We start from the raw sequence: 24,623 nt of genomic DNA on the forward strand, positions 1-24,623 counted from the left end.
TTAGGATTCCTTATATTTTGGCCATTTTTTGAAAGTTGTGGATAACGAAATACGGTAGATTTATCTAAGGGGATAATTCTGCGGAAACTCAAGCCGAACATGTGGTTGCACATCCCAAAACGATATGGTAGAATAGCAGATATAGTATTTAAGAGAAAGCGAAAGCAGTCATCATGAAAAAACATCTGAAGATAAAAGATATCATACTGGTCGTACTGATCCTTCTCGTGGCGGGGGGAGCCTGGCTTCTCCACGAGGTGCTGAAGGATGCGGGCAGCGGTGTGGCCGTGATCCGCGTGAACGGCGAGATCGAAGGCACCTACCCCTTGAGCGAGGACAGAGAGATCTCCGTCAACGGAGGGACCAACATTCTCCGGATCAGGAACGGAAAGGCCAAGATGATCGAGGCGGATTGTCCGGACCAGCTCTGTGTGAATCAGAGGGCCGTGTCCGCGGACAACGAGAGCATCATCTGTCTGCCAAATAAGGTGATCGTGGAGATCCAGTCCAGGCAGGAGAGCGAATACGATGCCGTCACGAATTAGGAGGTGCTGCCCTTGAAGACGAGAGTTGCCTATTTCGGAGTCTTCACAGCGCTGGCACTGATTTTCAGCTATGTGGAGTCCCTGATACCATTTCAGATCGGTATCCCCGGAGTGAAGCTGGGACTTGCCAATCTGATCATAGTGATCGCACTTTACAAGATGAGCCTCAGAGAGGCTTATCTTTTGTCTGTAACAAGAGTTGTCCTGGCTGGATTTATTTTCGGGAACTTGTTCAGCATCCTCTACAGTCTTGCCGGCGCGCTCCTCAGCCTGACTGTCATGGCCCTTCTGAAAAGGAACGGCGGCTTCAGCATACTTGGAGTCAGCATCGGCGGCGGCGTCATGCACAACGTGGGGCAGCTCATAGTGGCCATGTTTGTCGTCCAGACCTTCAGCGTGTCCTACTATATTCCGGTCCTTCTCGTGGCCGGACTGCTCACAGGACTTTTCATCGGCATCGCCGCTGACGCCATGCTGATGAGGCTGAGAGGCATCACATTGAAATGAAAAGGAGTTAGATGATATGATTTCATATATACGGGGCGAGCTTGCCGCTGTGGAAGAGGACAGGGTCGTGGTGGAGGCCGGAGGCGTCGGGTACGGTATCTTCATGTCCGGCAGCGCCATAGGCCGGCTTCCCTCTGTCGGCAGCCAGGTAAAGATCCACACCTATTTCAGCGTGAAGGAGGACAGCATGCAGCTGTTCGGTTTCCTCACAAGAGACGATCTGGAGGTGTTCCGGCTCGTCATAGGGGTCAGCGGCATCGGCCCCAAGGGAGGGCTGAACATTCTATCGCAGCTCACGCCGGATGAGCTGCGCTTTGCTGTGTTCTCCGGCGATGTGAAGGCCATCTCAGCCGCGCCCGGCATCGGAAAGAAGACCGCTGAGAAGCTGATCCTGGAGCTCAAAGACAAGCTGAAGCTGGAGGACGCTCTGGGCCATTCCCAGGAGGCAGACAGCGTGGCCGGAACCGGCACTGTCCTGTCCGGATCCATCCAGAACGACGCGGTGCAGGCTCTTGTGGCTCTGGGCTATGGAAATACAGATGCCCTGAAGGCAGTGCGCCAGGTGGAGATCACAGAGGACATGCAGGTGGAGGACGTGCTGAAGAGGGCGCTGAAATTAATGATGTTCTAAAAGCAGGTAGAAGACATGACACGAAGAATTATCACAACAGAAAATCTGGAAGAAGATGTTAAGATAGAAAACAGTCTCCGGCCCCAGTATTTGAAGGATTACATTGGCCAGGAGAAGGCAAAGGCCACACTGAAGATCTATATCGAGGCTGCAAAGGCCAGGGGGGAGGCGCTGGACCACGTGCTCTTTTACGGCCCGCCTGGCCTTGGAAAGACGACTCTGGCAGGTATTATCGCCAATGAGATGAACGTTCATCTGAAGGTCACCTCCGGACCGGCCATTGAGAAGCCGGGGGAGATGGCCGCCATTTTGAACAATCTCCAGGAGGGGGATGTGCTTTTTGTGGATGAAATCCACAGACTGAACCGGCAGGTGGAGGAGGTGCTTTACCCGGCCATGGAGGACTACGCCATCGACATTGTCATCGGCAAAGGCGCGGGAGCCAGGTCGATCCGCCTGGACCTCCCCAAATTCACCCTCGTGGGAGCCACCACAAGGGCAGGCATGCTGACTGCCCCCTTGAGGGACCGCTTCGGGGTAGTCCACCACCTGGAATTTTACACGGTGTCGGAGCTGAAGACCATTATCATGAACTCCGCCTCTGTGCTGGGGGTGGAGATCGATGAGGCGGGAGCCATGGAGCTGGCCAGACGTTCCAGGGGGACGCCCCGTCTTGCCAACCGGCTTCTCAAGCGGGTGAGAGATTTTGCCCAGGTGAAATACGACGGCGTCATCACAAAGGAGGTAGCGGACTTTGCGCTGGACCTTCTGGACGTGGACAAGTACGGTCTGGACCATATTGACAGGAACATCCTTCTCACCATGATCGAGAAGTTCCAGGGCGGTCCGGTGGGCCTTGACACACTGGCTGCCTCCATTGGGGAGGACGCGGGCACCATCGAGGATGTGTACGAGCCCTATCTCCTGAAGAACGGCTTTATACAGCGGACGCCAAGAGGGCGTGTGGTGACGGCCCTCAGCTATGAGCATCTGGGAATTTCACCTGAAAATATCGAAAAATAGTTGGTTTTTATATGTAAATAGTTTATAATGAATTGCAGGATAAACGTAAAAGGGCGGGAGGTCATTTATGGCATCATCAAAAAATTATACGGAAGTTCTCATAGGGGGCAAGGTATTCACATTGAGTGGATTTGAAAGCGAAGAGTATCTGCAGAGAGTGTCCACCTATCTGAACCATAAATTGGAAGAGTGTACGAACAGCGAGGGATACCGCAAGCAGAGCGCCGAGACCAGGAGCATCCTTCTCGCGCTGAACATTGCCGATGATTACTTCAAGGCAAAGAAGCAGGGTGGCACGCTGGAGAGCGATATCGAGGCAAAGGACAAAGAGATGTACGATCTGAAGCACGAGCTCATCTCCGTGCAGATTAAACTGGAGAACGCGGAGAAGACTCTGGATCGGATGAAGGAGGAGAACAGAGAGCTTCAGATGAAGATCGTCAAACTGGAAACAGAGATGAAGAACAATCAGAAAAAATAGGCTGTCATGGGACAGCCTTTTTAAATGGCGGATAAAAAGAGAGGAGGGACAGCTATGACGCATCCGAACCGATCGAAAAAAAGAGAACCCGGGCAGAAGGGCGGGCCTGTGGAAATCCTGGCTCCGGCCGGTTCTCTGGACATACTGAAGTGCGCCTTCGAGGCGGGGGCTGACGCGGTCTACGCGGGAGGCTCCTGCTTTGGAGCCAGGGCCTTTGCCACCAATTTTACCCAGGAGGAGCTCATGGAGGGGATTGACTATGCCCATATCCACGGGAAAAAGCTCTATCTGACGGTCAACACGCTGGTCAAGGAGAGAGAATTTGACCGGCTCTACCACTACCTTCTCCCCTTTTACCGGCAGGGGCTGGACGCGGTTATTGTCCAGGACATGGGAGTGATGGAATTTATAAGAGAAGAATTCCCCCTTCTTCCCATCCATGCCAGCACCCAGATGACTGTGACGAGCTCGGTCAGCGCATCCTTTCTTGAGGAGAGGGGCGTCACAAGGGTGGTCCCGGCAAGGGAGCTGTCTCTTGGGGAGATACGCCGGATCGCTGAGGGGACGGACCTGGAGATTGAGTGCTTTGTACACGGAGCCCTGTGCTACTGCTATTCCGGTCGCTGCCTCATGAGCAGCATGATCGGCGGCCGGAGCGGAAACCGGGGCCAGTGCGCCCAGCCCTGCCGTCTCCCCTGGAAGGCGGAGCAGGCAAAGAAGGAGCAGGATCTCTTAAGCCTGAAGGATCTTTGCGCCATCGAACTGATCCCGGAGCTGATCCGGGCCGGCATCACGTCCTTTAAGATCGAGGGTCGGATGAAGCAGCCCTCCTACGTGGAGACGGTCACCGCCATGTACCGCAGGTACACGGACCTCTGGGCTGCCCTAAACGGGGACAGGGAGCGCTTCCAGGTGTCGCGGGAGGACAAAAGAGCCCTCATGGAGGCCTACACGCGCCGGGGCTACACGGACGGCTACTACACCCGCCACAACGGCAGGGAGATGCTGTCCCTGAGCCGTCCTGAGCCGGCGCAGGCGCAGAGGGAAGCTTCCCCCAAAAAGGGGAGAGAAAGACAATTGCAGGAAAAAATTAATGGGAAATTAATACTTTCCCCCGGAAAAAGTGCTACACTTACTTTATCTTCCGGCCCTGACGGAGAGATGACGAAGGTGACTGTCACAGGAGACACAGTGCAGGAGGCCCAGAGCAGGCCTTTAGCCAGGGAGCAGATCCTGAAGCAGCTCCGGAAGACAGGAAATACAGAATTCGTCTTTCAAAATCTGGAGATCTGCACAGAGGGAGACGTTTTTCTGCCTCTCCAGGCTCTCAACGCACTCCGGCGGGCGGGACTGGAAAAACTGAGTGACAGCATCACCGGCAGGTTCCGCAGGCCTGGTGGGACAGCAGCGGGGCTTTCAAATAAACCGGCTCTCTCCATCGGTAAGTCCCGGCAGGACAGGTCTCTGGGAGAAATTCCCCTCTTTGTCTCTGCCATGTCCGCGGAGCAGGCCATGTCCGCCCTTGCCTTCCCAGCCGTGAAAAGGATCTATCTTTCCGATACAGCCTGGGCCCGGGGAGAGGCGGATGAGTTCCTTGCGAAGGCCCGGCAGCGTCAGGTGGAGGTGTATGCCTCCATGGCGGAGATCTGCCGCCGTGAGGCGGAAGATTTCTACAGCAGAAATCTGGAGGCTATGGCCCGGGATTTTGACGGGGCTATGGTGAAAAATCTGGAAAGCCTTCTGCTTTTGAAAAGAGCGGGCTTTTCAAAGCCTGTGGATACCGGGGCTTCCGCCTACGCCTGGAACCGGAGAGCAGCCGCGTTCTGGAAGGAGCTGGGAGCCGGCTTTCTGGAGGCGCCCCTTGAGCTGAACGCCCAGGAGCTGAAGAGCCTGGAGGAAAGCCGGATGCTCCTGCCTGTGTACGGCTATCTCCCGGTCATGGTCAGCGCCGGCTGCATACGCAAGCACACAAAGGGATGTACCGGGAAGGCGGGCTGGACATCCATGACAGACCGGTACCACAAGAAATTTATGGTGCGCAGTGAGTGCCTTTACTGTTATAATGTGATATATAACACAGACCCTCTTGTGCTTTTGGGCCAGAAGGAGGAGATTGAGTCTCTGGCGCCGGCGGCTCTCCTGTGCGGATTTACGTGGGAGAGCAAGGAGAAGACAAGAGAGGTGCTGGAGCAGTTCCGGAAGTGGCTTTCCACAGAGGAAACGCCCCGGTGGGAGGGCGGCTTTACACGGGGCCATTTTAAAAGGGGAGTAAAGTAGGTGAAACTTTGGTAAATATTATAGTAGAGCTTTCGAAATATCTCATCATCATACTGATCATCATGTACACATACCTGTGCTTCACGATATTCGGCTATCACGATATGCAGAGGAAGCAGGCCATGCTGCGCAGACAGAATGTCCTTATGTTCCTCTTCCATCTGATCGCCTTCCTTGTGCTGTATCTGGAGATGGATGACATACGGATAGCGGGGCTGTACCTTGCCCAGGTGGTGCTCTTTGGGCTGACGATCCTTCTGTACACGAAGATCTATCCGAGAGTGTCACGGCTTGTAGTCAACAATATGTGTATGCTCCTGTGTGTCGGCCTCGTGATGCTGACACGGCTGGACTACGGCACCGCCATGCGGCAGTTTGTCTTTGCGGCTGCGGGCATTGCCCTGAGCCTTGTGGTACCTGTCATTATCCGAAAGGTGAAGGGCCTGGCGAAGCTTCGGAAGCTGTACGCCATCGCCGGTATGGCGTCCCTCGCGGTCGTGGCGGTGCTGGGACAGGTGTCCTACGGCGCCAAGCTTGGCTTTTCCATCGGCGGCATCAGCATCCAGCCATCGGAGCTGGTGAAAATTATTTTCGTATTCTATGTGGCCGCCAGCCTGAAGGAGTCCACCCGGTTTAAGAATGTGGTGATCACCACCATGATCGCGGCCCTCCACGTACTGATCCTTGTCATCTCCACAGATCTGGGAGCGGCCCTCATCATCTTTGTGGTGTATCTGGTCATGCTGTATGTGGCCACCAGGCAGCCCCTCTACATGCTGGCCGGGATCGGAGCGGGGGCCTGCGCCTCGGTGGCCGGGTATTACCTGTTCGCCCATGTGCGGACCCGCGTCAATGTGTGGAGAGACCCCTTTGGCACCTACGACAACGGAGGCTACCAGGTGGCCCAGTCGCTGTTTGCCATCGGTACCGGGAGCTGGTTCGGCATGGGGCTTTGTCAGGGCTCTCCGGAGAGCATCCCTGTGCGGGACTCGGACTTTATTTTCTCAGCCATCGCAGAGGAGCTTGGACTTGTCTTTGCCCTCTGTCTCATCCTTATATTTGTGAGCTGCTACATTATGTTCCTGAACATTGCCATGCAGCTCCACAACCAGTTCTACAAGCTGGTGGCGCTGGGACTGGGAACCTGTTACATCTTTCAGGTGTTTCTGAATGTAGGCGGTGTGATCAAATTCATTCCGTCCACCGGCGTGACGCTGCCCCTTGTCAGCTACGGGGGGAGTTCCATGCTCAGCACGCTGATCATGTTTGCGATCATCCAGGGACTTTACATCTTAAGAGAGGACGAGGAAGAAAGCATTGAAAGAAGAAAAAAAGAACAGAAGCTACGAGCTCAGAAGAGAGGCAGAGCGCCAAAAGAAGCAGCAGGAAAAAGCCTCCATGAGCCGTCAGGGCAAAAAAGAGTTAAAACAGCGGGAAAAGAAAGAAAAAAAGAAAAAGCGGGAAGCAAACAAAGAGTTCGCTAGGGTGACCTATGCCTTTGTGGCTCTCTTCCTTGTGCTGATGGTCTACATCGGCTACTTCAATATTGTGGAGAGCAAGGATATCATAAACAGTCCCTACAACCCCAGGCTGGACTCCATGGCGGACCGGGTGGTGCGGGGCAGCATCCTGGACAAGGACGGAAATGTGCTGGCCTCCACTCAGACAGCAGAAGACGGCAGCGAATACCGCAGCTATCCCTACGGCAGCCTCTACGCCCATGTGGTTGGCTACGATACCCAGGGGAAATCCGGGCTGGAGTCCACGGAAAACTTTGAGCTCCTAACATCCAACGCTTTTTTCCTGGAGAAGCTGCGCAATGAGTTCCAGGATGAGAAAAATATGGGAGACACGGTGGTGACTACCCTGGATACAAGCCTCCAGCAGGCAGCCTACAATGCCCTTGGCGACAACAAGGGGGCTGTGGTGATCCTGGAGCCAACAACCGGGAAGATCCTGACCATGCTCTCCAAGCCGGACTTTGACCCCAACACAGTGGAGCAGAACTGGGACGCCCTGAACAGCGATCCGGACAGCCGTCTTTTAAACCGGGCCATCCAGGGACAGTACGCGCCTGGCTCCACCTTCAAGATCGTGACCGCTCTGGAGTACATGCGGGAGCACGCGGACTACGACAGCTACTCCTACACCTGCAACGGCTCCATTACCTACGATGGAGTGACCATTCCCTGCGCGGGAGGACAGGTCCACGGGACCGTCAGTCTGGCGGACTCCTTCGCCTACTCCTGCAACTCATCCTTCTGCAACATCGGCCTGTCGCTGGATATTTCCAGCTACCGGGGCACAGCCAAGGATCTGCTCTTCAACAAGAGCCTTCCGGGAAACGATATCTCCCCGGTCAAGAGCAGCTTTTCCCTGAAGAGCGGCGCCTCTGCCTCAGACCGGATGATGACAGCCATGGGACAGGGGGAGACCCAGGTCAGCCCCTACCATATGGCCCTCATCACCTCTGCCATCGCAAACGGGGGCAATCTGATGCGCCCCTACCTGGTGGAGCAGGTGACCAACTATACAGGCTCCATTGTCAGAGAGGCGTCTCCTGACAGCTACGGGTCTCTCATGACCTCCCAGGAGGCGGCTCAGCTGAAGGAGTACATGCAGGATGTGACAGATTACGGTACGGGCTCCGTATTCTCCGGCTCAGGCTACAGCGTGGCCGGCAAGACCGGAACCGCCGAGTACGCGGACGGGGACTCCTCCAAAAACCACTCCTGGTTCGTGGGATTTTCAGACGTAGACAACCCCGAGCTCGCTATCTGTGTGATCGTGGAGCAGTCCGACGGAGGCACAAGGGCGGTAGATGTTGCAAAAGAGATCCTGGACAGCTATTATTATAATCAGTAGGAAGAGGGCTTGTTTACCATGAAATTCGCAAGGCATCTGTATCTGTCAGAAGGGATGGAAAAAAAGAAGAGAAAAGTGATGCACCGGCTGCGCCGCGGGAAGCTTCAGGTGCCGGTGTATCTCATCGCCCTGTGCGATTACGGGCAGGAGAGGCTGGAGATCCTCTCCTCTGCGGAGCTTCTGCAGAAGGGCTACCCATCCCAGGGGCTGCTCGTCGCGGGCATAGCCGGAGACTACGATGACGCTCTGGAGCTGGTGCGCAGGATCGCCCAGGAGACCTTTGACGCCCTCATGGGAACAGATCTGTGCGGATACATACACCACAGGGAACAGGAAGAGTAATATGCTTCACATTTTATTATTGATCTTAAAAATTGCAGGCATCATATTGGCAGCTATACTGGGCATACTCATATTAGCGCTCCTTATCGTCCTCTTTGTGCCCTTCTGTTACCAGGGCGCCGCAAAGTGGGACGGCGGGCAGAGAGACCTGCGGGCCCAGGGGCGGATCAGCTGGCTGTTCGGCCTGGTTGAGCTGCGGTTTGTGCTCCGGGACGGAAATGCCTCTGTAAAGGGCCGGATCGCCTGGAAGAAGCTGGGCGGAGCGCGGGCCAAGGGCCGGGAGTCCGAGCCGGAAGCGGCGGAAGAGGAAAAGGCGGAAGAGGAAAGGCCGGTAAAGGATGAGAGCAGGGACCGGCAGAAGGAGGAAAAGCATGAAGAAGAACGTGAAAAGGATCAGCAGGGAGCTGAGAAAGCTGAAGAAGCGCCAGAGGCAGTTCCGGCGCCTGCAAAGGCAGCTGCGCAGGCTGAGAAAGCGCATGAAGAAAAAGGGCTGGAGAGAGGCGCCCGGATTGAAAAAGACGCTGCGCATGATGAAAAAGAGGGCGCCCAGGCTGACAGGGGGCACAGTAAGCTCCGCCGGACAGCTGAAAAAATATGCCGGCGCCTTCGGCAGATCATTAAAAAGATAAAATGTACTTTTAAGAAGATCTGTGATAAAATAAATCTGATTACTGAAAAAAAAGAACAGATTGCAGCGTTTTTAAGCAACGAGACCCATAAAAAAGCGTTTGATGTCGTGAAAAAGGAATGTATCCGCCTTCTCGGGAGCGTCCTGCCCAAACAGTTCAGCCTGTCCGCGCGTTTCGGCTTTGAAGACCCATACCACACGGGACAGCTGCTGGCAGGAATTGCCGTGCTCTACCCCTTTCTCCCGGGAGACGTCCGGGTGGAGCCTGATTTTGAGGAGCGGATCTTTCGGGGAAAAGCCGTGCTGCGGGGACGGCTGTATGTGGCAAGCCTTGTCTTTGCGGCTTTTCAGGTGCTGCGGCGCAGAGCGGTGAGAGAGACCTACCGGGATATACGGGGATTGTTGCGGGCGAAAGCGTAAAAATACAGGAGGTTAACGAATATGGCTGACAATAATTTCAAAGGGACTGTGGAGGCGCTGTTTCACGGAATGGATGCGGTCATCTCTTCCAGGACAGTAGTGGGGGACGCCATCCATATCAATGACACCATCATCCTTCCCCTTGTGGATGTATCCTTCGCCGTGGGGGCCGGCGCCTTTAACGGGGACAAGAGCGGTGAGAAGAAGGAGAAGGGGGCGGGAGGCCTGGGCGGCAGGATGACTCCAAGCGCTGTCCTTGTCATCCAGAACGGCACCACGAGACTGGTGAATATCAAGAACCAGGATACCATCACCAAGCTCCTGGACATGGTGCCCGACGTGCTGGATCGCTTTGCCGCAAAGGGAAACGGCAAGATGTCAGAGGACGATCTGAACGATATCCTGGACGAGGCGGAAGAGGAGAAAAAGTAACTGTCCGGGTTCTGAACGGCGGCGGGAGCGAATAAGCATAGAAGGAAGAGGCCTTGCGGAAGGGGCGGTGCCCTTATGAAACGGGTGGCTGGCTTTGCCTTGTTCTGGATTGCTGTCGGGGTTCTGATCAGTATCTGGCTTCCCAATATGTTTGTGGAAGTACTGTGCATTATCCTGTGTCTGCTGGCGGCATATGAGCTGTTTTTTTGCTGCAGGGACGATAAATGAGAAATATTTTGGAAAATCAAAAAGAAATGCTTGCATTTTGAAAATTCTTCTGATAGAATATCATTGTTGCGAGTCTGGAGAACGGACTTATTATGAGCGTTAGGAGGTGCAGTCATGGCGAAATGTGCTATTTGCGAAAAGGGTGCTCACTTTGGAAACAGTGTCAGCCACTCTCATAGAAAGACACCGAAAATGTGGAAATCAAACGTAAAATCTGTGCGTGTAAAAACAGAGAGCGGAGCAAAGAGAATGTATGTATGTACTTCTTGCTTAAAATCCGGCAAAGTAGAGCGTGCTTAATCAGCGAGTAAGAAAGAGGGCTAATTTCCCCATACAGACGTGGGAAGTTAGTCTTTTTTTGTTGTAAAACAATGGAAAACAGAGTATAATATTTTTGTTAAGCAGACTTTTAAGAAAGTATGAAAATAGAACATTGGAGGGAATTATATGAAGGGAAGCATGAGCACAGATCTTGGTATCATAACAGTAAATCCTGAAGTGATTGCGAAATATGCGGGTACTGTTGCCGTTGAGTGCTTCGGCATCGTCGGCATGGCGGCTGTCAATATGAAGGACGGTCTTGTCAGGCTGCTGAAAAAGGACAGCCTCACCCACGGCATCCAGGTTACCATATCGGATGACAACCGGATCACCATCGATTTCCATGTGATCGTGTCCTACGGCGTGAGCATTTCTGCTGTCACGGACAACCTGATCAGCAATGTAAAGTACAGGGTGGAAGAATTTTCCGGTATGCCGGTGGATAAAATCAATATCTACATCGAAGGCGTCAGAGTCATCGATTAGTTAAGGAGGACTTTTAAGTGGCTACAAATTCTATAAGTGTGGATATGCTCGCCAGGATGTTTCTCGCCGGGGCGCAGAATATTGAGGCGAAGAAGGAATATATCAACGAACTCAACGTATTTCCCGTGCCGGACGGCGACACGGGTACGAACATGTCGCTGACCATTATGTCGGCGGCAAAGGAAGTGACAGCGCTTGCCGACATGGACATGAAGTCTCTGGCAAAGGCCATCTCATCCGGCTCCCTGCGAGGGGCAAGGGGGAACTCCGGCGTGATCTTATCCCAGCTTTTGAGAGGGTTTACAAAGGCTCTCCGGGACGAACAGGAGATCAATGTACAAAATCTGGCAGCCGCTTGTGAGCGGGCCAAGGACACGGCCTACAAGGCGGTCATGAAGCCCAAAGAAGGGACCATCCTCACTGTCGCCAGGGGCATTGCGGACAAAGCGAAGGAGCTGGCGGAGACTACCGATGACCTGGAGGTGTTTATCCCCGCCCTCATCGAGGAGGGGGATGCGGTTCTGGCAAAGACACCGGACATGCTTCCTGTGCTGAAGGAGGCTGGTGTGGTGGACTCCGGCGGGCAGGGTCTTATGGAGGTCCTGAAGGGAGCCTACGACGCTTTCCTGGGCAAGGAGGTCGACTACAGCGCCCTCACATCCGAGGGAGGCGGCGCGACAGCAGCCGGGCAGCAGAAGGTTGCCGCCGAGTCTGCGGCGGACATCCGGTTTGGCTACTGTACGGAATTTATTATCATGACGGAAAAAGAATTTACAGATGCGGATGAGCACGAGTTCAAGGCCTATCTGGAGTCCATCGGCGACTCTATCGTCTGTGTGGCTGACGAGGACGTGGTGAAGGTACATGTTCACACCAATGATCCCGGACTTGCCATCCAGAAAGCCCTCACCTACGGACAGCTCTCCCGCATCAAGATTGACAATATGCGCGAGGAGCATCAGGAAAAGCTGATTCGCGATGCTGAGAAGCTGGCAAAGCAGCAGAAGGAAGAGGAGGAGAAGGCCGCCGCGGCAGAGCCGAGGAAGCCCATGGGATTTATCACAGTCTCCATCGGCGAGGGCCTGAACGAGATTTTCCGGGAGCTGGGAGCCGACTATATCATCGAGGGCGGCCAGACCATGAACCCCAGCACCGAGGATATGCTCAACGCTGTGGATCATGTGAACGCAGACACCATTTTCATCCTTCCCAACAACAAGAACATTGTTCTGGCAGCCAACCAGGCCAAGGCCCTTGTGAAGGATAAGGAGATCATCGTCATCCCCACCAAGACAGTTCCCCAGGGCATCACAGCCATCATCAGCTTTATGCCAGAGGCGGACAGCAAGGCCAACGAGGAGGCCATGCTGGATGCCATCAGCCATGTGAAGTCCGGGCAGGTGACCTACGCTGTCCGGGACACAAAGATCGATGACAAGGAGATCCACGAGGGAGATATCATGGGCATCGGCGACGCCGGCATCATCGCGGTGGGCACTCAGATTGAGGAGACTACCAGGGACATGCTGGAGCAGCTTGTGGACGAGGACTCTGAGCTTATCAGCCTGTATTACGGCGAGGAAGTAAAGGAGGAGGACGCCCAGAGGTTTGTGGCTGAGATCGAGGAGAAATACCCGGATGTGGATGTGGACGCACACTACGGCGGACAGCCTATCTACTACTACGTGCTGGCTGTAGAATAAAGAGAGAACAAAAGAGAGATAGCAGGCATGATTTTGCCTGTTATTTCTTTGTCCGGAGACAAAACCAAGAGCAGGTGAATGAGGTATGAACAAACTGACACCGGTCCATGAGCTGAAGGGGATCGGAGACAAGACAGAAAAACTTTTTATAAAGGTGGGCATCCACACGGTGGGAGACCTGATCCAGTACTATCCCAGAGGATACGACGTGTACGAGGAGGCGGTGCCTGTCAGCGAGATTGTGGAGGGAAAGGTGCAGACTGTCACCGGGGCCATCTTCGGCAGGGTTCAGGTGTCCGGGAACCGCTCCATGCAGGTGACCACGCTCCATGTAAAAGATATCAGCGGCACTCTGAAGGTGGTCTGGTTCCGCATGCCTTTTCTTCGGAATACGCTGGGAAAGGGTGGAGTCATCACTCTGCGGGGACTTGTGTCCAGGAAAAAGAGCGGCCTTGTCATGGAGCACCCGGAGATCTTTTATCCTTCCTCAAAATATGAAGAGAAGCTGAATACCATGCAGCCGGTCTATCCGCTGACAAGCGGCCTGTCCAACAATGCGGTCATGAAGGCAGTCCGCCAGGCGCTGGACAGTCTTCCCCTGGAGCGGGAGCTGCTGCCCGAGTCCCTGCGGCTCAGGTACCAGCTTGCAGAGTATAACTATGCGCTGAGAGGAATTCATTTTCCCGAAGACAAGGACGTGTACTACCATGCCAGGAACAGGCTCGTGTTCGAGGAATTCGCCCAGTTTATCTGCTCCCTGCGGCTTTTGAAGGAGGAGACGGACCGGGCCCGCAATGATTTTCACATCGAGCCCAAGCCCCAGGTGGATGATTTTATCCGGAAGCTGCCCTATGAGCTCACCGGGGCCCAGAGGCGGGTCTGGGGAGAGATCCTGGCAGATATGCAGAGGGATTACTCCATGTCCCGGCTTGTCCAGGGAGACGTGGGCTCCGGGAAGACGGTCATCGCCCTGCTGGCTCTCATGACAGCGGCACTGAACGGATTTCAGGGAGCGCTCATGGCGCCTACTGAGGTGCTGGCCAAACAGCACTATGAGTCCATCACTTCTCTTCTCAGGGAATACAACATCCCCATCCGGACTGAGCTCCTCACCGGATCCATGACCGCCAGGGAAAAGCGGGAGGCCTACCAGCGGATGGAGGACGGGACAGCACAGATCATCATCGGCACCCACGCCCTCATCCAGCAAAAGGCGGGCTACAAAAATCTGGCCCTGGTGGTCACGGACGAGCAGCACAGATTCGGGGTAAAGCAGCGGGAGATGCTGGCACAGAAGGGGCAGATGCCCCACATCCTTGTCATGAGCGCCACCCCCATTCCGCGGACGCTGGCCATCATTCTGTACGGGGATCTGGACATCTCCGTCATCGACGAGCTGCCCTCTGACCGGCTGCCCATCAAGAACTGCGTGGTGGACACAGGCTACCGGAAGACCGCTTACCGCTTTATAGAAAAGCAGGTGGAAGAAGGGCGCCAGTGCTACATTATCTGCCCCATGGTGGAGGAGAGCGAGCACCTGGAGGTGGAAAATGTGACGGACTACGCCGCCATGCTGCAGGAGGAGCTGGGAGAGGGCATCACCGTGGACTACCTCCACGGGAAGATGAAACAGGCCCAGAAGGATGAGATCATGGAGCGGTTTGGCAGCGGCCAGATCCAGGTCCTCGTCTCCACCACAGTCATCGAGGTGGGTATCAACGTGCCCAACGCCACGGTCATGATGGTGGAGAACGCGGAGCGCTTCGGACTGGCCCAGCTCCATCAGCTGCGGGGACGTGTGGGCCGTGGAAAATACCAGTCCTACTGCATTTTCATGACCGGCTCCCACGACGAGGAGACGAAGAAGCGGCTGGACATTTTAAACAAAAGCAACGACGGCTTCAAGATAGCGGATGAGGACCTGAAGCTGCGGGGACCTGGGGATCTGTTCGGCATCCGCCAGAGCGGCCTGATGAACTTTAAGCTAGGGGATGTGTTCCAGGACGCACGGCTCCTTCAGATGGCGAACGAGGCCGTCTCTTCCCCGGAGGCCGCCGGCTCCGAATGGTTGAAAAAAATGGAAAAGCATGCAGGAAATACTAGTGTAATATTGTAAATCCTCCATATACTATCGGTGTAACAACAAAACAAAATGTTACAAAAAAGGAGGAGTATAAAAATGACTAATCGTTCATCTAACAAAGCAGCAGTGCCTGAGGCAAAGGGCGCACTGGACAAATTCAAATACGAGGTGGCAAGCGAGCTTGGCGTACCGCTCACAGACGGCTACAACGGCGACCTGACTTCCAGACAGAACGGCTCTGTTGGCGGATATATGGTAAAGAAGATGATCGAGCAGCAGGAGAGACAGATGGCCGGAAAATAGGCTGAAAATCCAGCTCAAAACGGTATCTGAAAAAAAGTGTATCAATACCTGCGAAAATTCTGAAATATGAAACCGAAAAGCGTCCGGCAGATTGAAATAATATCTGTCGGGTGCTTTTTGTTTATTCCTGTTGACACAATTATGCACCAGTTAGTATAATTTCAGACGTAATACTTTTTAAAAGTATTACGTCTGAAATGAAGTAAAAGGATGTGATTTCATGCGTGTGATCGCCGGGACCGCGCGGAGCCTGCAGCTGAAAACCCTGGACGGGCTTGACACCCGTCCCACAACGGACCGCATAAAGGAGACTCTCTTTAATATGCTGGCCCCCTACCTCTATGACTGTATTTTTCTGGATCTCTTTGCCGGCAGCGGCGGGATCGGCATCGAAGCCCTAAGCCGGGGCGCCATGGAGGCTGTATTCGTGGAGAAGAACCCAAAGGCCATGGCCTGCATCAAGGACAATCTGAAGCACACCCGCCTGGAGCGCAGGGCCCTCACCATCTCCTCTGACGTAATGACGGCCCTCTACCGCCTGGAGGGGGAGAAGCAGTTTGACTATATTTTCATGGATCCACCCTACAACAGGGAGCTGGAAAAGCAGGTTCTCACCTACCTGTCAGAGTCCGACCTTCTGGCCCACCAGGGGGTGATCATCGTGGAGGCCTCCAGGGAGACTTCCTTCGACTATCTGGATGACCTGGGATTTCAGATCATAAAGGAGAAAGTGTACAAGACAAACAAGCACGTGTTCATAGAGCCGTCAGGGAGGAAAGAGATATGTTAAGAGCGGTTTATCCGGGCAGCTTTGACCCGGTCACATTCGGCCATCTGGACATCATAACCAGATCCGCGAAACTGGTGGACGAATTAATCGTCGGAGTATTGGTAAATAACGCAAAAAGTCCGTTGTTTTCCGTAGAAGAACGTGTTAAAATACTAGAGAAAACAGTGGAAAATATTCCAAATGTAAAAGTCATTCCATTTGAGGGACTGCTGGTAGAATTTGTGAGAAAAATGGAAGCGCAGATGGTAGTAAGGGGACTTCGTGCCATTACCGATTTCGAGTACGAGCTCCAGATGGCCCAGACCAACCACAAGCTGGAGCCGGAGCTGGAGACGATCTTCCTGACCACCAGCCTGGAGTATTCTTACCTGAGCTCCAGCACAGTGAAGGAAGTGGCCGCTTTCGGGGGAGACATCTCACAGTTTGTGCCTCATATCGTGATAGAGCGGATGCAGGAAAAAATGGATAAAAAAGGAGAGTGTAAATTATGAGCAGCCGTATTGAACAGATTATCGAAGAGATCGAGGAGTACATCGACAGTTGCAAATTTCAGCCTCTGTCCACCACTAAGATCATTGTAAACAAGGATCAGATAGACGAGCTTCTCCGCGAACTCCGCATGAAGACTCCGGACGAGATCAAGCGCTATCAGAAGATCATTGCAAATAAAGATGCCATCCTGGCCGACGCCCAGGCAAAGGCTGACAGCATGCTCCAGGAGGCCCAGATTCAGACATCCGAGCTGGTCAGCGAGCACGAGATCATGCAGCAGGCCTACGCCCAGGCAAATGAGATCGTCACCGCCGCCACAGAGCAGGCTCAGCAGATACTGGACAATGCCACAAACGATGCCAACGACATCCGCATCGGCGCCATGCAGTACACAGACGACCTGCTGGCAAACGCGGAGAGTATCATCGGCCACACGCTGGACAGCTACACTACCAAATACGACGGACTTGTCAACTCCCTCCAGGAGTGCTACGACATGGTCCGCAACAACCGCTCTGAGCTGGAGATCCCGGATCAGTCCTCAAGAGGGCTGGAGGCTGAGTACGGCACTCCCGAGGAGCCGGAGGAGGACTACGAAGAGGACGATATAGAGCTGGAGTAGGCAAAGCCTACAGCAGTCCCCTTTCGGATACATAGAGAAAGACAGCGCACATACAGCTGGTCACCCCTGCGGTGGCCAGCTTTTCTGTCAGATAGGCGGAAATTCTCAGTCCTGTCCCCTGGATCATGCTGTAGGTCTGGGCGGACGCGCAGAAGCCTCCGAAGGAGGTGAGGGCCATGACCAGTACCCACCGCAGAGGGAAGGATACCTGGAGAGCAGCCAGCATGGGAACGCCCGCCGTGATCTCCAGAAAAGAAAAGAGGCACACTGACAGGGAACCTCCGGTTCCCGGGAGCAGAAAAGCCAGCTCCGTGAAGACGGAAAAAAGCATAATGTACCCTCCCACCCTTGTGATGGAGTCAAAGCTGTCCATAATACAGGCGTCCAGCACGTCGAAGGAGAAGGGCGCGCTCCTGGCGCCGGGAGGGCTTTTGAATTTTCCCCGCCGGTCCAGGCCCGGCGCCCATCTCCCCCGGAATATCCGGTAAAAGACGCGGCTGCACAGGAGAGGGGAGAGGAGGAGGATGGCCACCGAAGGGACAAACAGAGCCTGCTTACCGATGTTCTGCATGACCACATAGCTGACAATGAACATAGGGCTTGTGTTGTTGCAAAAGGACAGAAGATAGGCAGCCTCCTCCCGGCAGATTTTCCCCTCCCGCAGAAGGTCTGCCGTCACTTTGGCGCCCATGGGGTAGCCGCACAGGAAACCGGCTATAACCGCAAAGGCCCCGCAGTCCGACACCTTCAGCGCCCTGCCCAGAAGCCCTCCTGCCAGCCGGGAGATGCAGTGGACTGCATTTGTCCGAACCATCAGGTTGGCGGCGATCATAAAGGGGAGAAGAGTGGGAAGGACAGTCTGAAACCAGAGCAGGATCCCCTGGCTTGCCCCCCTGAACACGGGGCCCGGAAAGAGGAGCATAATAAAGAAAAATACTATGACGGCCAGCGTGAAGAGACGGCGTTTCATGGACAGGCACCTCGGCTTTTCCGGAAGGATCTGGTTTATTTTATGGCGCGGCTTGCTTTTTTATGTATTCCGTGACACAATAGAGAAAGACGAATTTACATTCAAATCACACATAAAGGAGATAATACAATGGCAGTACTTGACAACCTGGAACCAAAGGCAGTCTTTCATTTTTTTGAGGAGCTGTGCAGCATCCCTCACGGCACATTTGACACAAAGCGGATCAGCGACTACTGCGTCCGCTTCGCAAAGGAGCGTGGACTGGAGGTGCTCCAGGACGAGGCGAACAATGTGATCATCCGGAAAAGCGGGACAGAGGGCTATGAAGGAAGCGACCCGGTGATCATCCAGGGCCACCTGGACATGGTCTGCGACAAGACCGAGGACTCAGACCACGACTTTACAAAGGACGGGCTGGATCTGTATACGGAGGAGGGCTTTGTAAAAGCCAGGAACACTACCCTGGGAGGCGATGACGGAATTGCCATCGCCATGGCTCTGGCTCTCCTGGACAGCAAGGATATTCCCCACCCGCCCCTGGAGGCTCTCTTTACGACAGACGAGGAGACCGGCATGGGAGGGGCTATGGCTGCGGACCTGACCCTCTTGAAGGGCACAAAGCTGATCAATATCGACTCGGAGGAGGAGGGCTATCTGACCTGCGGATGCGCCGGCGGCATCACCTGCCGCACCTCCTTTGCCCTTGATCCACAGCCGGATAAAGGCCTGGCTGTAAAGCTGCGGATTTCCGGGCTGAAGGGAGGGCACTCCGGGGCGGAGATCCACATGCAAAAGGGCAACGCCCTGAAGCTGATGGGACAGCTCCTCCACAGGCTGAACAGAGACGCCGGCCTGCGCCTTGTAAGCCTGGAGGGCGGCAGCAAGGAGAACGTCATTGCCATGGACTGTACCGCCACCCTTCTGGTAGCTGAGGGCGGCCTGGAGAAGCTTGAAAAAGAAGCGCAGGCCATGAAGGAGACCTGGGACGTGGAATTTATGGGGGATGAGCCGGGGCTGAAGGTGACTGTGGAGGGAGCCCAAGGGCAGGAGCTCTCCGCCGCCTCGCCGGAGCGGACCACTCAGATCATCGACTATCTCTATCTTATGCCCAACGGCCCCCAGGCCTACAGCCGGGGACTGGAGGGACTTGTAGAGACCTCCCTCAACCCAGGCGTGGCCTCCATGAAGGGGGATATCCTCACCATTCACGCCCTCGTGCGCAGCTCCGTGGACAGCAAGAAAGAAGCGCTGGCGGACAGGCTTCGGACTCTGGCGGCTCTGTGCGGCGGCGACTTCACGGCGGACAGCGATTACCCGGGGTGGATGTACAAGGAGCACTCGCCTATGCGTGAGATCATGGTAGATACCTACAGGCAGATGTACGGGGAGGATCCCAAGGTCATCACCATCCACGCCGGACTGGAGTGCGGTCTCTTCCTCGGCAAACGCCCGGACCTTGACTGCGTTTCCTTCGGGCCGGACATTCCGGACGTTCACTCCGTCCGGGAGAGACTGGACATCGCGTCCACAAAAAGATGCTACGACTACCTGAAGGCAGTCCTGGCAAAATGCAGATAGGCAGCTACTAAAATACATACGGCCAGTCATATAGTAATACAAAAAGGAGTTTTGCGTTGAGACAAATAAGAGCCGAACGGCTGCTCCTTCTTGTATTACTATTTTCTTTTTTCTGCACTCTGGGCGCCCGGTGCCTGCTGGAGACAGGACGGCAGAACACCCTGGCCGGCAGGAGGATCTCCTCGCCATCCTACAGGCAGGATTTCTTTTCCCCTCAAATGCAAAAGGACAGGAAGCTGCTCTCAGAGGAGTGCCGCACCTTCCTGCGGCAGGTGGAGGAGGACAGCGTGTACTTTCCTGTGCCCGCGTCCTCCCTGGATCCCTCCCTTTCTGTATCCTATGTGAATTCCTGGATGTACGAACGAAATTACAAGGAGAAGAGCAGTCATGAGGGGACAGACATCATGGCTGCCAGAAACGAGCGGGGGCTCTATCCCATTGTCAGTATATCTGATGGGACTGTCACCAATCTTGGCTGGCTGGAGCTGGGCGGGTGGCGGATCGGCATCACCTCGCCTCACGGTGTCTACTACTACTATGCCCACCTGGACTCCTATGCGGGCATCAAGGAGGGGGATACCGTGAAGGCGGGACAGCTCCTGGGCTTTATGGGGGACTCCGGGTATGGCCCCGAGGGGACGAAGGGGGAGTTCGACGTGCACCTCCACCTGGGCATCTACTCCTGGGGGACGGGGGAGGAGATCAGCGTCAACCCCTACTATCTGCTGCGGTCCCTGGAGAGCAGCAGGCTGAAATACCAATATTCTTAGCTGGTGTAATCCGCCCATCTGTGTTATACTTTATCAGATGACTACGAGACAAAAAACGGAGGAAAAACATGAATCTCCCATCTGAGTTTGAAGAGAAAATGCAGCGCCTTCTGGGCGATGAATTCCCATCCTATATAGCCTGCTACGACGAACCCCGGTATTACGGGCTCCGGGTCAACACAAAGAAAATATCCGTAGAGGATTTCCGGCGGATCTGCCCCTTTGAGATCCGGCAGGTGCCCTGGATCGAAAACGGCTTTTACTACAACGGGGAGGAGGTGTCTCCGGCACGCCATCCCTACTATTTCGCCGGCCTCTACTACCTCCAGGAGCCAAGCGCCATGACCCCTGCCAGCCGTCTCCCGGTGGAGCCAGGGGACAGAGTACTGGACCTGTGCGCAGCCCCGGGCGGCAAGGCTACGGAGCTGGGGGCCAAGCTCCGGGGAAGGGGCCTTCTGGCGGCCAACGACATCAGCAGCTCCCGGGCCAAGGGGCTCCTAAAGAACATTGAGCTCTTCGGCATCGGAAACGTCCTTGTGTCCAGCGAGGAGCCGGGACGCCTGGCGGAATTTTTTCCAGAATTCTTTGACAAGATCCTTATTGACGCCCCCTGCTCCGGGGAGGGGATGTTCCGCAAGGACAAAAAGATGGTAAAGGCGTGGGAGGAGCACGGCCCCGCCTTTTTCTCAAAGATACAGAAGAATATCATCCTGCAGGCAGCCTCCATGCTGCGGGAGGGGGGCATGATGCTCTATTCCACCTGCACCTTTGACCCGTCGGAGAACGAGGAGGTCATTGCCCACCTCTTAAGAGAGAGGCCGGAATTTCACGTCTGCCCCATAGAGCCCTACCAGGGCTTTGCCCCCGGAAGACCGGAGCTGGCAAAAGGGGCGGATCCCTCTCTGGCTGACACGGTTCGCATCTTCCCCCACAGGATGCACGGGGAAGGGCATTTCCTGGCCCTCCTCCAGAAGGGGGAGCAGGCTCCGAAAAAAGGCAGTGAAGGGAAGGAGCCACCCAGACGGAGGAGCAGAAGGCTGCCGGAGGAGCTGGAAAAGTTTTTAGAGAAACTTAAGATAGATTTAAGTCCGGACAGACTGGATATTCACGGCGAAAGGGTTTATTATATGCCAGAAGGGCTTTCCGATATCCGGGGACTTCGCTTCCTGCGGACAGGCCTTCTCCTGGGCGAACTCAAGAAGAACCGCTTCGAGCCCAGCCAGGCTCTGGCCATGGCGCTCCGGGCGGAGGAGTTTGACCAGGTTATCAGTCTCCCCTGCAGCGACGAGCGGGTGATCCGCTACCTGAAGGGGGAGACCCTGGATGTGGAAGACCAGACCTCCACAGCGCAGAAGGGCTGGCATCTCTTCTGCGTGGACGGCTATCCGCTTGGATGGGGAAAGCTGTCCGGAGGAACACTCAAGAACAAATATCTGCCAGGCTGGAGATGGCAGTCCCTATGATAAGATTAGATAAATACCTGGCTGACATGGGTGAGGGCACCCGCCAGGAGGTAAAAAAACAGATCCGCAGAGGGGCTGTCACCGTCAACGGCGAGACGGTCCGCTCCCCGGAGCGCAAGGTGAGCGAAGGAGACCAGGTCTGCCTGGACGGAATAGAGGTCACCTATGCAAAAATGGAGTATTATATGCTCAACAAGCCGGGCGGTGTCGTCTCCGCCACGGAGGACAAAAGGGACAGGACTGTCCTGGACCTGATACAGGATAAGAAGAGAAAGGATCTCTTCCCTGTAGGACGCCTTGACAGGGATACGGAGGGGCTTCTCCTCATCACAAACGACGGGGAGCTGTCCCACCGCCTCCTGTCCCCCAGACGCCATGTGGATAAGACCTACTACGCGGAGGTGGACGGCCGCGCGACAGAGCAGACAAAGAAAGCCTTCCGGGAGGGAGTGGACATCGGGACCAGGGAGGAGCCTCTTGTCACTATGCCCGCCGATCTGGAAATCCTGGAGGCGGGGCGGGACCTGTCCCGTGTGCGCCTCACCATACGGGAGGGCAAGTTCCACCAGGTCAAGAGGATGTTCCACGCGCAGGGCATGGAGGTAGTCTACCTGAAGCGGGAGTCCATGGGGCCACTTAGGCTGGATGAAAGCCTGAAACCGGGAGAGTACCGGCCCCTCACCGAGGAAGAGATCAAGAGGTTGAAAGAAGAATGAAGCAGGGATTTTTACCGATTTCCAGAAAAGAGATGGAGGACAGAGGATGGAGCCAGCCGGATTTCGTCTATGTGTCCGGCGATGCCTATGTGGATCACCCCTCCTTTGGCCATGCCATCATCACCAGACTTTTAGAGTCCCTTGGATATAAAGTGTGTATCCTGCCCCAGCCGGACTGGCGCAGGCGGGAAAGCATCATGGAGTTCGGGGAGCCAAGGCTCGCCTTTCTCGTGTCAGCGGGGAACATGGACTCCATGGTCAACCACTACACAGTGGCAAAAAAGAGGCGCCGCACGGACGCCTTTTCACCTGGCGGTGTCATGGGAAAGCGTCCTGATTACGCCGTGGTTGTATACTGCAATCTGATCCGTCAGGTGTACAAGCATACCCCCATTATCGCGGGGGGCATTGAGGCCAGCCTGCGCCGTCTGGCCCACTACGACTACTGGTCCGACACGCTGAAGCGATCCATCCTTCTGGACTCCGGAGCGGACCTCATCTCCTACGGGATGGGAGAGCGGTCCATCGCCGCTGTGGCGGAGGCGCTGGACGCAGGGCTTTCCATCCGGGATATCACCTATATTGACGGGACTGTCTGCAAGGTGCGGGATCTTTCCAGTGTCTACGACCCGGTGATTCTTCCGTCCTACGAGGCGCTGAAGGAGGACCGGCTGAATTATGCCAGAAGCTTCTACACCCAGTACTGCAACACGGATCCCTTCTCCGGCAGGAGGCTGGTGGAGCCCTACTCGGACCACTGCTTTGTGGTCCAAAACCCGCCTGCAAAGCCCCTGACTCAGGAGGAGATGGATCAGGTGTACAGCTATCCCTACATGCGCACCTGGCACCCCGCCTACGATGAGGCGGGCGGTATCCCGGCCATCCAGGAGGTAAAGTTCTCCCTGGTCAGCAACAGGGGATGCTTCGGGGGCTGCAGCTTCTGCGCCCTGACCTTTCACCAGGGCCGCATCCTCCAGACGAGAAGCCATAAATCCCTTCTGACAGAGGCAAAGGGGATGATGGAGGATCCGGATTTCAAAGGGTACATTCACGACGTGGGCGGGCCCACTGCCAATTTCCGGCAGCCCTCCTGCAAAAAGCAGCTCACAAAGGGCGTATGCAGCAAAAAGCAGTGTCTCTTTCCAGAACCCTGCAAAAACCTGGAGGTGAGCCATAAGGACTACGTAAAATTATTACGGAAACTGAGAGAGGTGCCCGGTGTGAAGAAGGTGTTTATCCGCTCCGGCATCCGGTTCGACTATGTGATGGCCGACAGGGACGACACCTTCCTCCGGGAGCTGTGCCAGTACCATGTGAGCGGACAGCTCAAGGTGGCCCCGGAGCATATTGCGGACCCGGTCCTTGATAGGATGGGGAAGCCAAAGAACAGCGTGTACCAGTCCTTTGTAAAGAAATACGAAAGCATCAACCGACAGATCGGGAAAAAGCAGTACCTGGTTCCCTATCTGATGTCCTCCCACCCGGGCTCCACCCTGAAGGAGGCCATCGCTCTTTCCGAGTACCTGCGGGATCTGGGAGTTATGCCGGAGCAGGTCCAGGATTTCTATCCCACCCCCTCCACCATCTCCACCTGCATGTACTACACAGGTGTGGATCCGAGGGACATGGGGCCGGTCTACGTGCCGAAAAATCCGCATGAGAAGGCCATGCAGCGGGCCCTTATCCAGTTCCGGGATCCGCGGAACTATGATCTGGTTCTGGAGGCTCTGAAAAAAGCGGGGCGGATGGATCTGGTGGGATTTGATAAGAAATGTCTGATCCGTCCAAGAAGACCAAAGGATAAGGAAGAGGGCGCGGGCAGACGCATAAAGCAGTACGCTCCGGCCGGCCAGGGGGAGAGAAAGGCCGGAAAGAGGGGAAAGAAAAAGACGATCCGCAATATACATAGAAAGAAAACCATATAGATAAGTATAGATAATTGATAAA

The 24,623-nt window shown here is 55.1% G+C and carries 25 protein-coding genes; 24 read left to right on the forward strand and 1 reads right to left on the reverse strand.

Translation table 11 applies throughout. The features are described from left to right. Positions 1-173 precede the first annotated feature (173 nt). The 19 genes from NI21_RS0105325 to NI21_RS0105410 all read left to right on the forward strand — a co-directional run bounded on the left by NI21_RS0105325 (position 174) and on the right by NI21_RS0105410 (position 17,179). Entirely contained in the window at positions 174-545 is a 372-nt protein-coding gene (locus NI21_RS0105325) for a NusG domain II-containing protein (RefSeq protein WP_033125217.1), read from the forward strand. 12 nt (positions 546-557) lie between these two features. After that, complete coding sequence (locus NI21_RS0105330) at positions 558-1,052, forward strand: Gx transporter family protein (RefSeq protein WP_033125218.1); 495 nt, start codon at positions 558-560, stop codon at positions 1,050-1,052. A gap of 16 nt (positions 1,053-1,068) precedes the next feature. Continuing rightward, a complete protein-coding gene (gene ruvA, locus NI21_RS0105335) occupies positions 1,069-1,683 on the forward strand; it encodes a Holliday junction branch migration protein RuvA (protein WP_033125219.1) in 615 nt (204 codons plus the stop codon). A gap of 15 nt (positions 1,684-1,698) precedes the next feature. After that, the gene (gene ruvB / locus NI21_RS0105340) at positions 1,699-2,706 is read left to right on the forward strand and encodes a Holliday junction branch migration DNA helicase RuvB (RefSeq protein WP_033125220.1); all 1,008 of its coding nucleotides are present in this window, start codon (positions 1,699-1,701) and stop codon (positions 2,704-2,706) included. Positions 2,707-2,773: 67 nt separating this feature from the next. After that, on the forward strand, positions 2,774-3,187 hold the full coding sequence (gene zapA / locus NI21_RS0105345; RefSeq protein ID WP_033125221.1) for a cell division protein ZapA: 414 nt from the start codon (positions 2,774-2,776) through the stop codon (positions 3,185-3,187). A 54-nt stretch (positions 3,188-3,241) separates the two neighbouring features. Continuing rightward, on the forward strand, positions 3,242-5,464 hold the full coding sequence (locus tag NI21_RS0105350; RefSeq protein WP_052083962.1) for a U32 family peptidase: 2,223 nt from the start codon (positions 3,242-3,244) through the stop codon (positions 5,462-5,464). An 8-nt stretch (positions 5,465-5,472) separates the two neighbouring features. After that, a complete protein-coding gene (locus NI21_RS0105355; RefSeq protein WP_033125222.1) occupies positions 5,473-6,948 on the forward strand; it encodes an FtsW/RodA/SpoVE family cell cycle protein in 1,476 nt (491 codons plus the stop codon). After that, positions 6,863-8,329, forward strand: coding sequence for a peptidoglycan D,D-transpeptidase FtsI family protein (locus NI21_RS0105360; RefSeq protein WP_369792773.1), 1,467 nt, complete (start codon positions 6,863-6,865; stop codon positions 8,327-8,329). Before NI21_RS0105355 ends, NI21_RS0105360 begins: the two co-directional genes overlap by 86 nt. 18 nt (positions 8,330-8,347) lie before the next feature. Continuing rightward, complete coding sequence (locus tag NI21_RS0105365) at positions 8,348-8,671, forward strand: hypothetical protein (RefSeq protein ID WP_033125223.1); 324 nt, start codon at positions 8,348-8,350, stop codon at positions 8,669-8,671. Between the two features lies 1 nt (position 8,672). Beyond that, complete coding sequence (locus NI21_RS0105370; RefSeq protein ID WP_033125224.1) at positions 8,673-9,719, forward strand: DUF2953 domain-containing protein; 1,047 nt, start codon at positions 8,673-8,675, stop codon at positions 9,717-9,719. 21 nt (positions 9,720-9,740) lie between these two features. Next, on the forward strand, positions 9,741-10,151 hold the full coding sequence (locus tag NI21_RS0105375) for a GerW family sporulation protein (protein ID WP_033125225.1): 411 nt from the start codon (positions 9,741-9,743) through the stop codon (positions 10,149-10,151). Positions 10,152-10,493: 342 nt separating this feature from the next. Further along, a complete protein-coding gene (rpmB, locus tag NI21_RS16330) occupies positions 10,494-10,679 on the forward strand; it encodes a 50S ribosomal protein L28 (protein ID WP_076777440.1) in 186 nt (61 codons plus the stop codon). Between the two features lie 147 nt (positions 10,680-10,826). Continuing rightward, entirely contained in the window at positions 10,827-11,186 is a 360-nt protein-coding gene (locus tag NI21_RS0105380; protein WP_033125226.1) for an Asp23/Gls24 family envelope stress response protein, read from the forward strand. Positions 11,187-11,203: 17 nt separating this feature from the next. After that, positions 11,204-12,889: a DAK2 domain-containing protein gene (locus tag NI21_RS0105385; protein WP_033125227.1), complete on the forward strand. Its 1,686-nt coding sequence runs from the start codon at positions 11,204-11,206 to the stop codon at positions 12,887-12,889. Between the two features lie 85 nt (positions 12,890-12,974). Beyond that, the gene (gene recG / locus NI21_RS0105390; RefSeq protein ID WP_033125228.1) at positions 12,975-15,005 is read left to right on the forward strand and encodes an ATP-dependent DNA helicase RecG; all 2,031 of its coding nucleotides are present in this window, start codon (positions 12,975-12,977) and stop codon (positions 15,003-15,005) included. Between the two features lie 63 nt (positions 15,006-15,068). After that, positions 15,069-15,275 carry an alpha/beta-type small acid-soluble spore protein gene (locus NI21_RS0105395; RefSeq protein WP_033125229.1) on the forward strand — a complete coding sequence of 69 codons (207 nt, stop codon included), beginning with the start codon at positions 15,069-15,071 and terminating at the stop codon, positions 15,273-15,275. Positions 15,276-15,495: 220 nt separating this feature from the next. Next, positions 15,496-16,065, forward strand: a complete 570-nt coding sequence (rsmD, locus tag NI21_RS0105400) for a 16S rRNA (guanine(966)-N(2))-methyltransferase RsmD (RefSeq protein ID WP_033125230.1) — start codon at positions 15,496-15,498, stop codon at positions 16,063-16,065. Continuing rightward, on the forward strand, positions 16,059-16,556 hold the full coding sequence (gene coaD / locus NI21_RS0105405) for a pantetheine-phosphate adenylyltransferase (protein WP_033125231.1): 498 nt from the start codon (positions 16,059-16,061) through the stop codon (positions 16,554-16,556). The genes rsmD and coaD overlap by 7 nt, the downstream gene beginning before the upstream one ends. Further along, entirely contained in the window at positions 16,553-17,179 is a 627-nt protein-coding gene (locus NI21_RS0105410) for an ATPase (RefSeq protein ID WP_033125232.1), read from the forward strand. The genes coaD and NI21_RS0105410 overlap by 4 nt, the downstream gene beginning before the upstream one ends. 7 nt (positions 17,180-17,186) lie before the next feature. Here NI21_RS0105410 and NI21_RS0105415 read toward each other — a convergent pair whose 3' ends face one another. Beyond that, positions 17,187-18,149, reverse strand: coding sequence for a hypothetical protein (locus NI21_RS0105415; RefSeq protein ID WP_033125233.1), 963 nt, complete (start codon positions 18,147-18,149; stop codon positions 17,187-17,189). Positions 18,150-18,278: 129 nt separating this feature from the next. On the opposite strand from NI21_RS0105415, the gene NI21_RS0105420 reads away from it, so the two are divergent. From NI21_RS0105420 to NI21_RS0105440, 5 genes are all read left to right on the forward strand, one after another. Next, positions 18,279-19,727 (forward strand): aminoacyl-histidine dipeptidase, encoded by a 1,449-nt coding sequence (locus NI21_RS0105420; protein ID WP_033125234.1) that lies wholly within the window; start codon positions 18,279-18,281, stop codon positions 19,725-19,727. 56 nt (positions 19,728-19,783) lie between these two features. After that, entirely contained in the window at positions 19,784-20,497 is a 714-nt protein-coding gene (locus NI21_RS0105425) for a M23 family metallopeptidase (protein WP_033125235.1), read from the forward strand. Positions 20,498-20,565: 68 nt separating this feature from the next. Then, a complete protein-coding gene (locus tag NI21_RS0105430) occupies positions 20,566-21,960 on the forward strand; it encodes an RsmF rRNA methyltransferase first C-terminal domain-containing protein (RefSeq protein ID WP_033125236.1) in 1,395 nt (464 codons plus the stop codon). Then, a complete protein-coding gene (locus NI21_RS0105435; protein WP_369792775.1) occupies positions 21,960-22,676 on the forward strand; it encodes a pseudouridine synthase in 717 nt (238 codons plus the stop codon). The genes NI21_RS0105430 and NI21_RS0105435 overlap by 1 nt, the downstream gene beginning before the upstream one ends. Next, complete coding sequence (locus tag NI21_RS0105440) at positions 22,673-24,601, forward strand: YgiQ family radical SAM protein (RefSeq protein ID WP_033125238.1); 1,929 nt, start codon at positions 22,673-22,675, stop codon at positions 24,599-24,601. Before NI21_RS0105435 ends, NI21_RS0105440 begins: the two co-directional genes overlap by 4 nt. Positions 24,602-24,623 lie beyond the last annotated feature (22 nt).

Source organism: Eubacterium sp. ER2 (assembly GCF_000765215.1).
Taxonomy (GTDB): Bacteria; Bacillota; Clostridia; order Lachnospirales; family Lachnospiraceae; genus Claveliimonas; species Claveliimonas intestinigallinarum.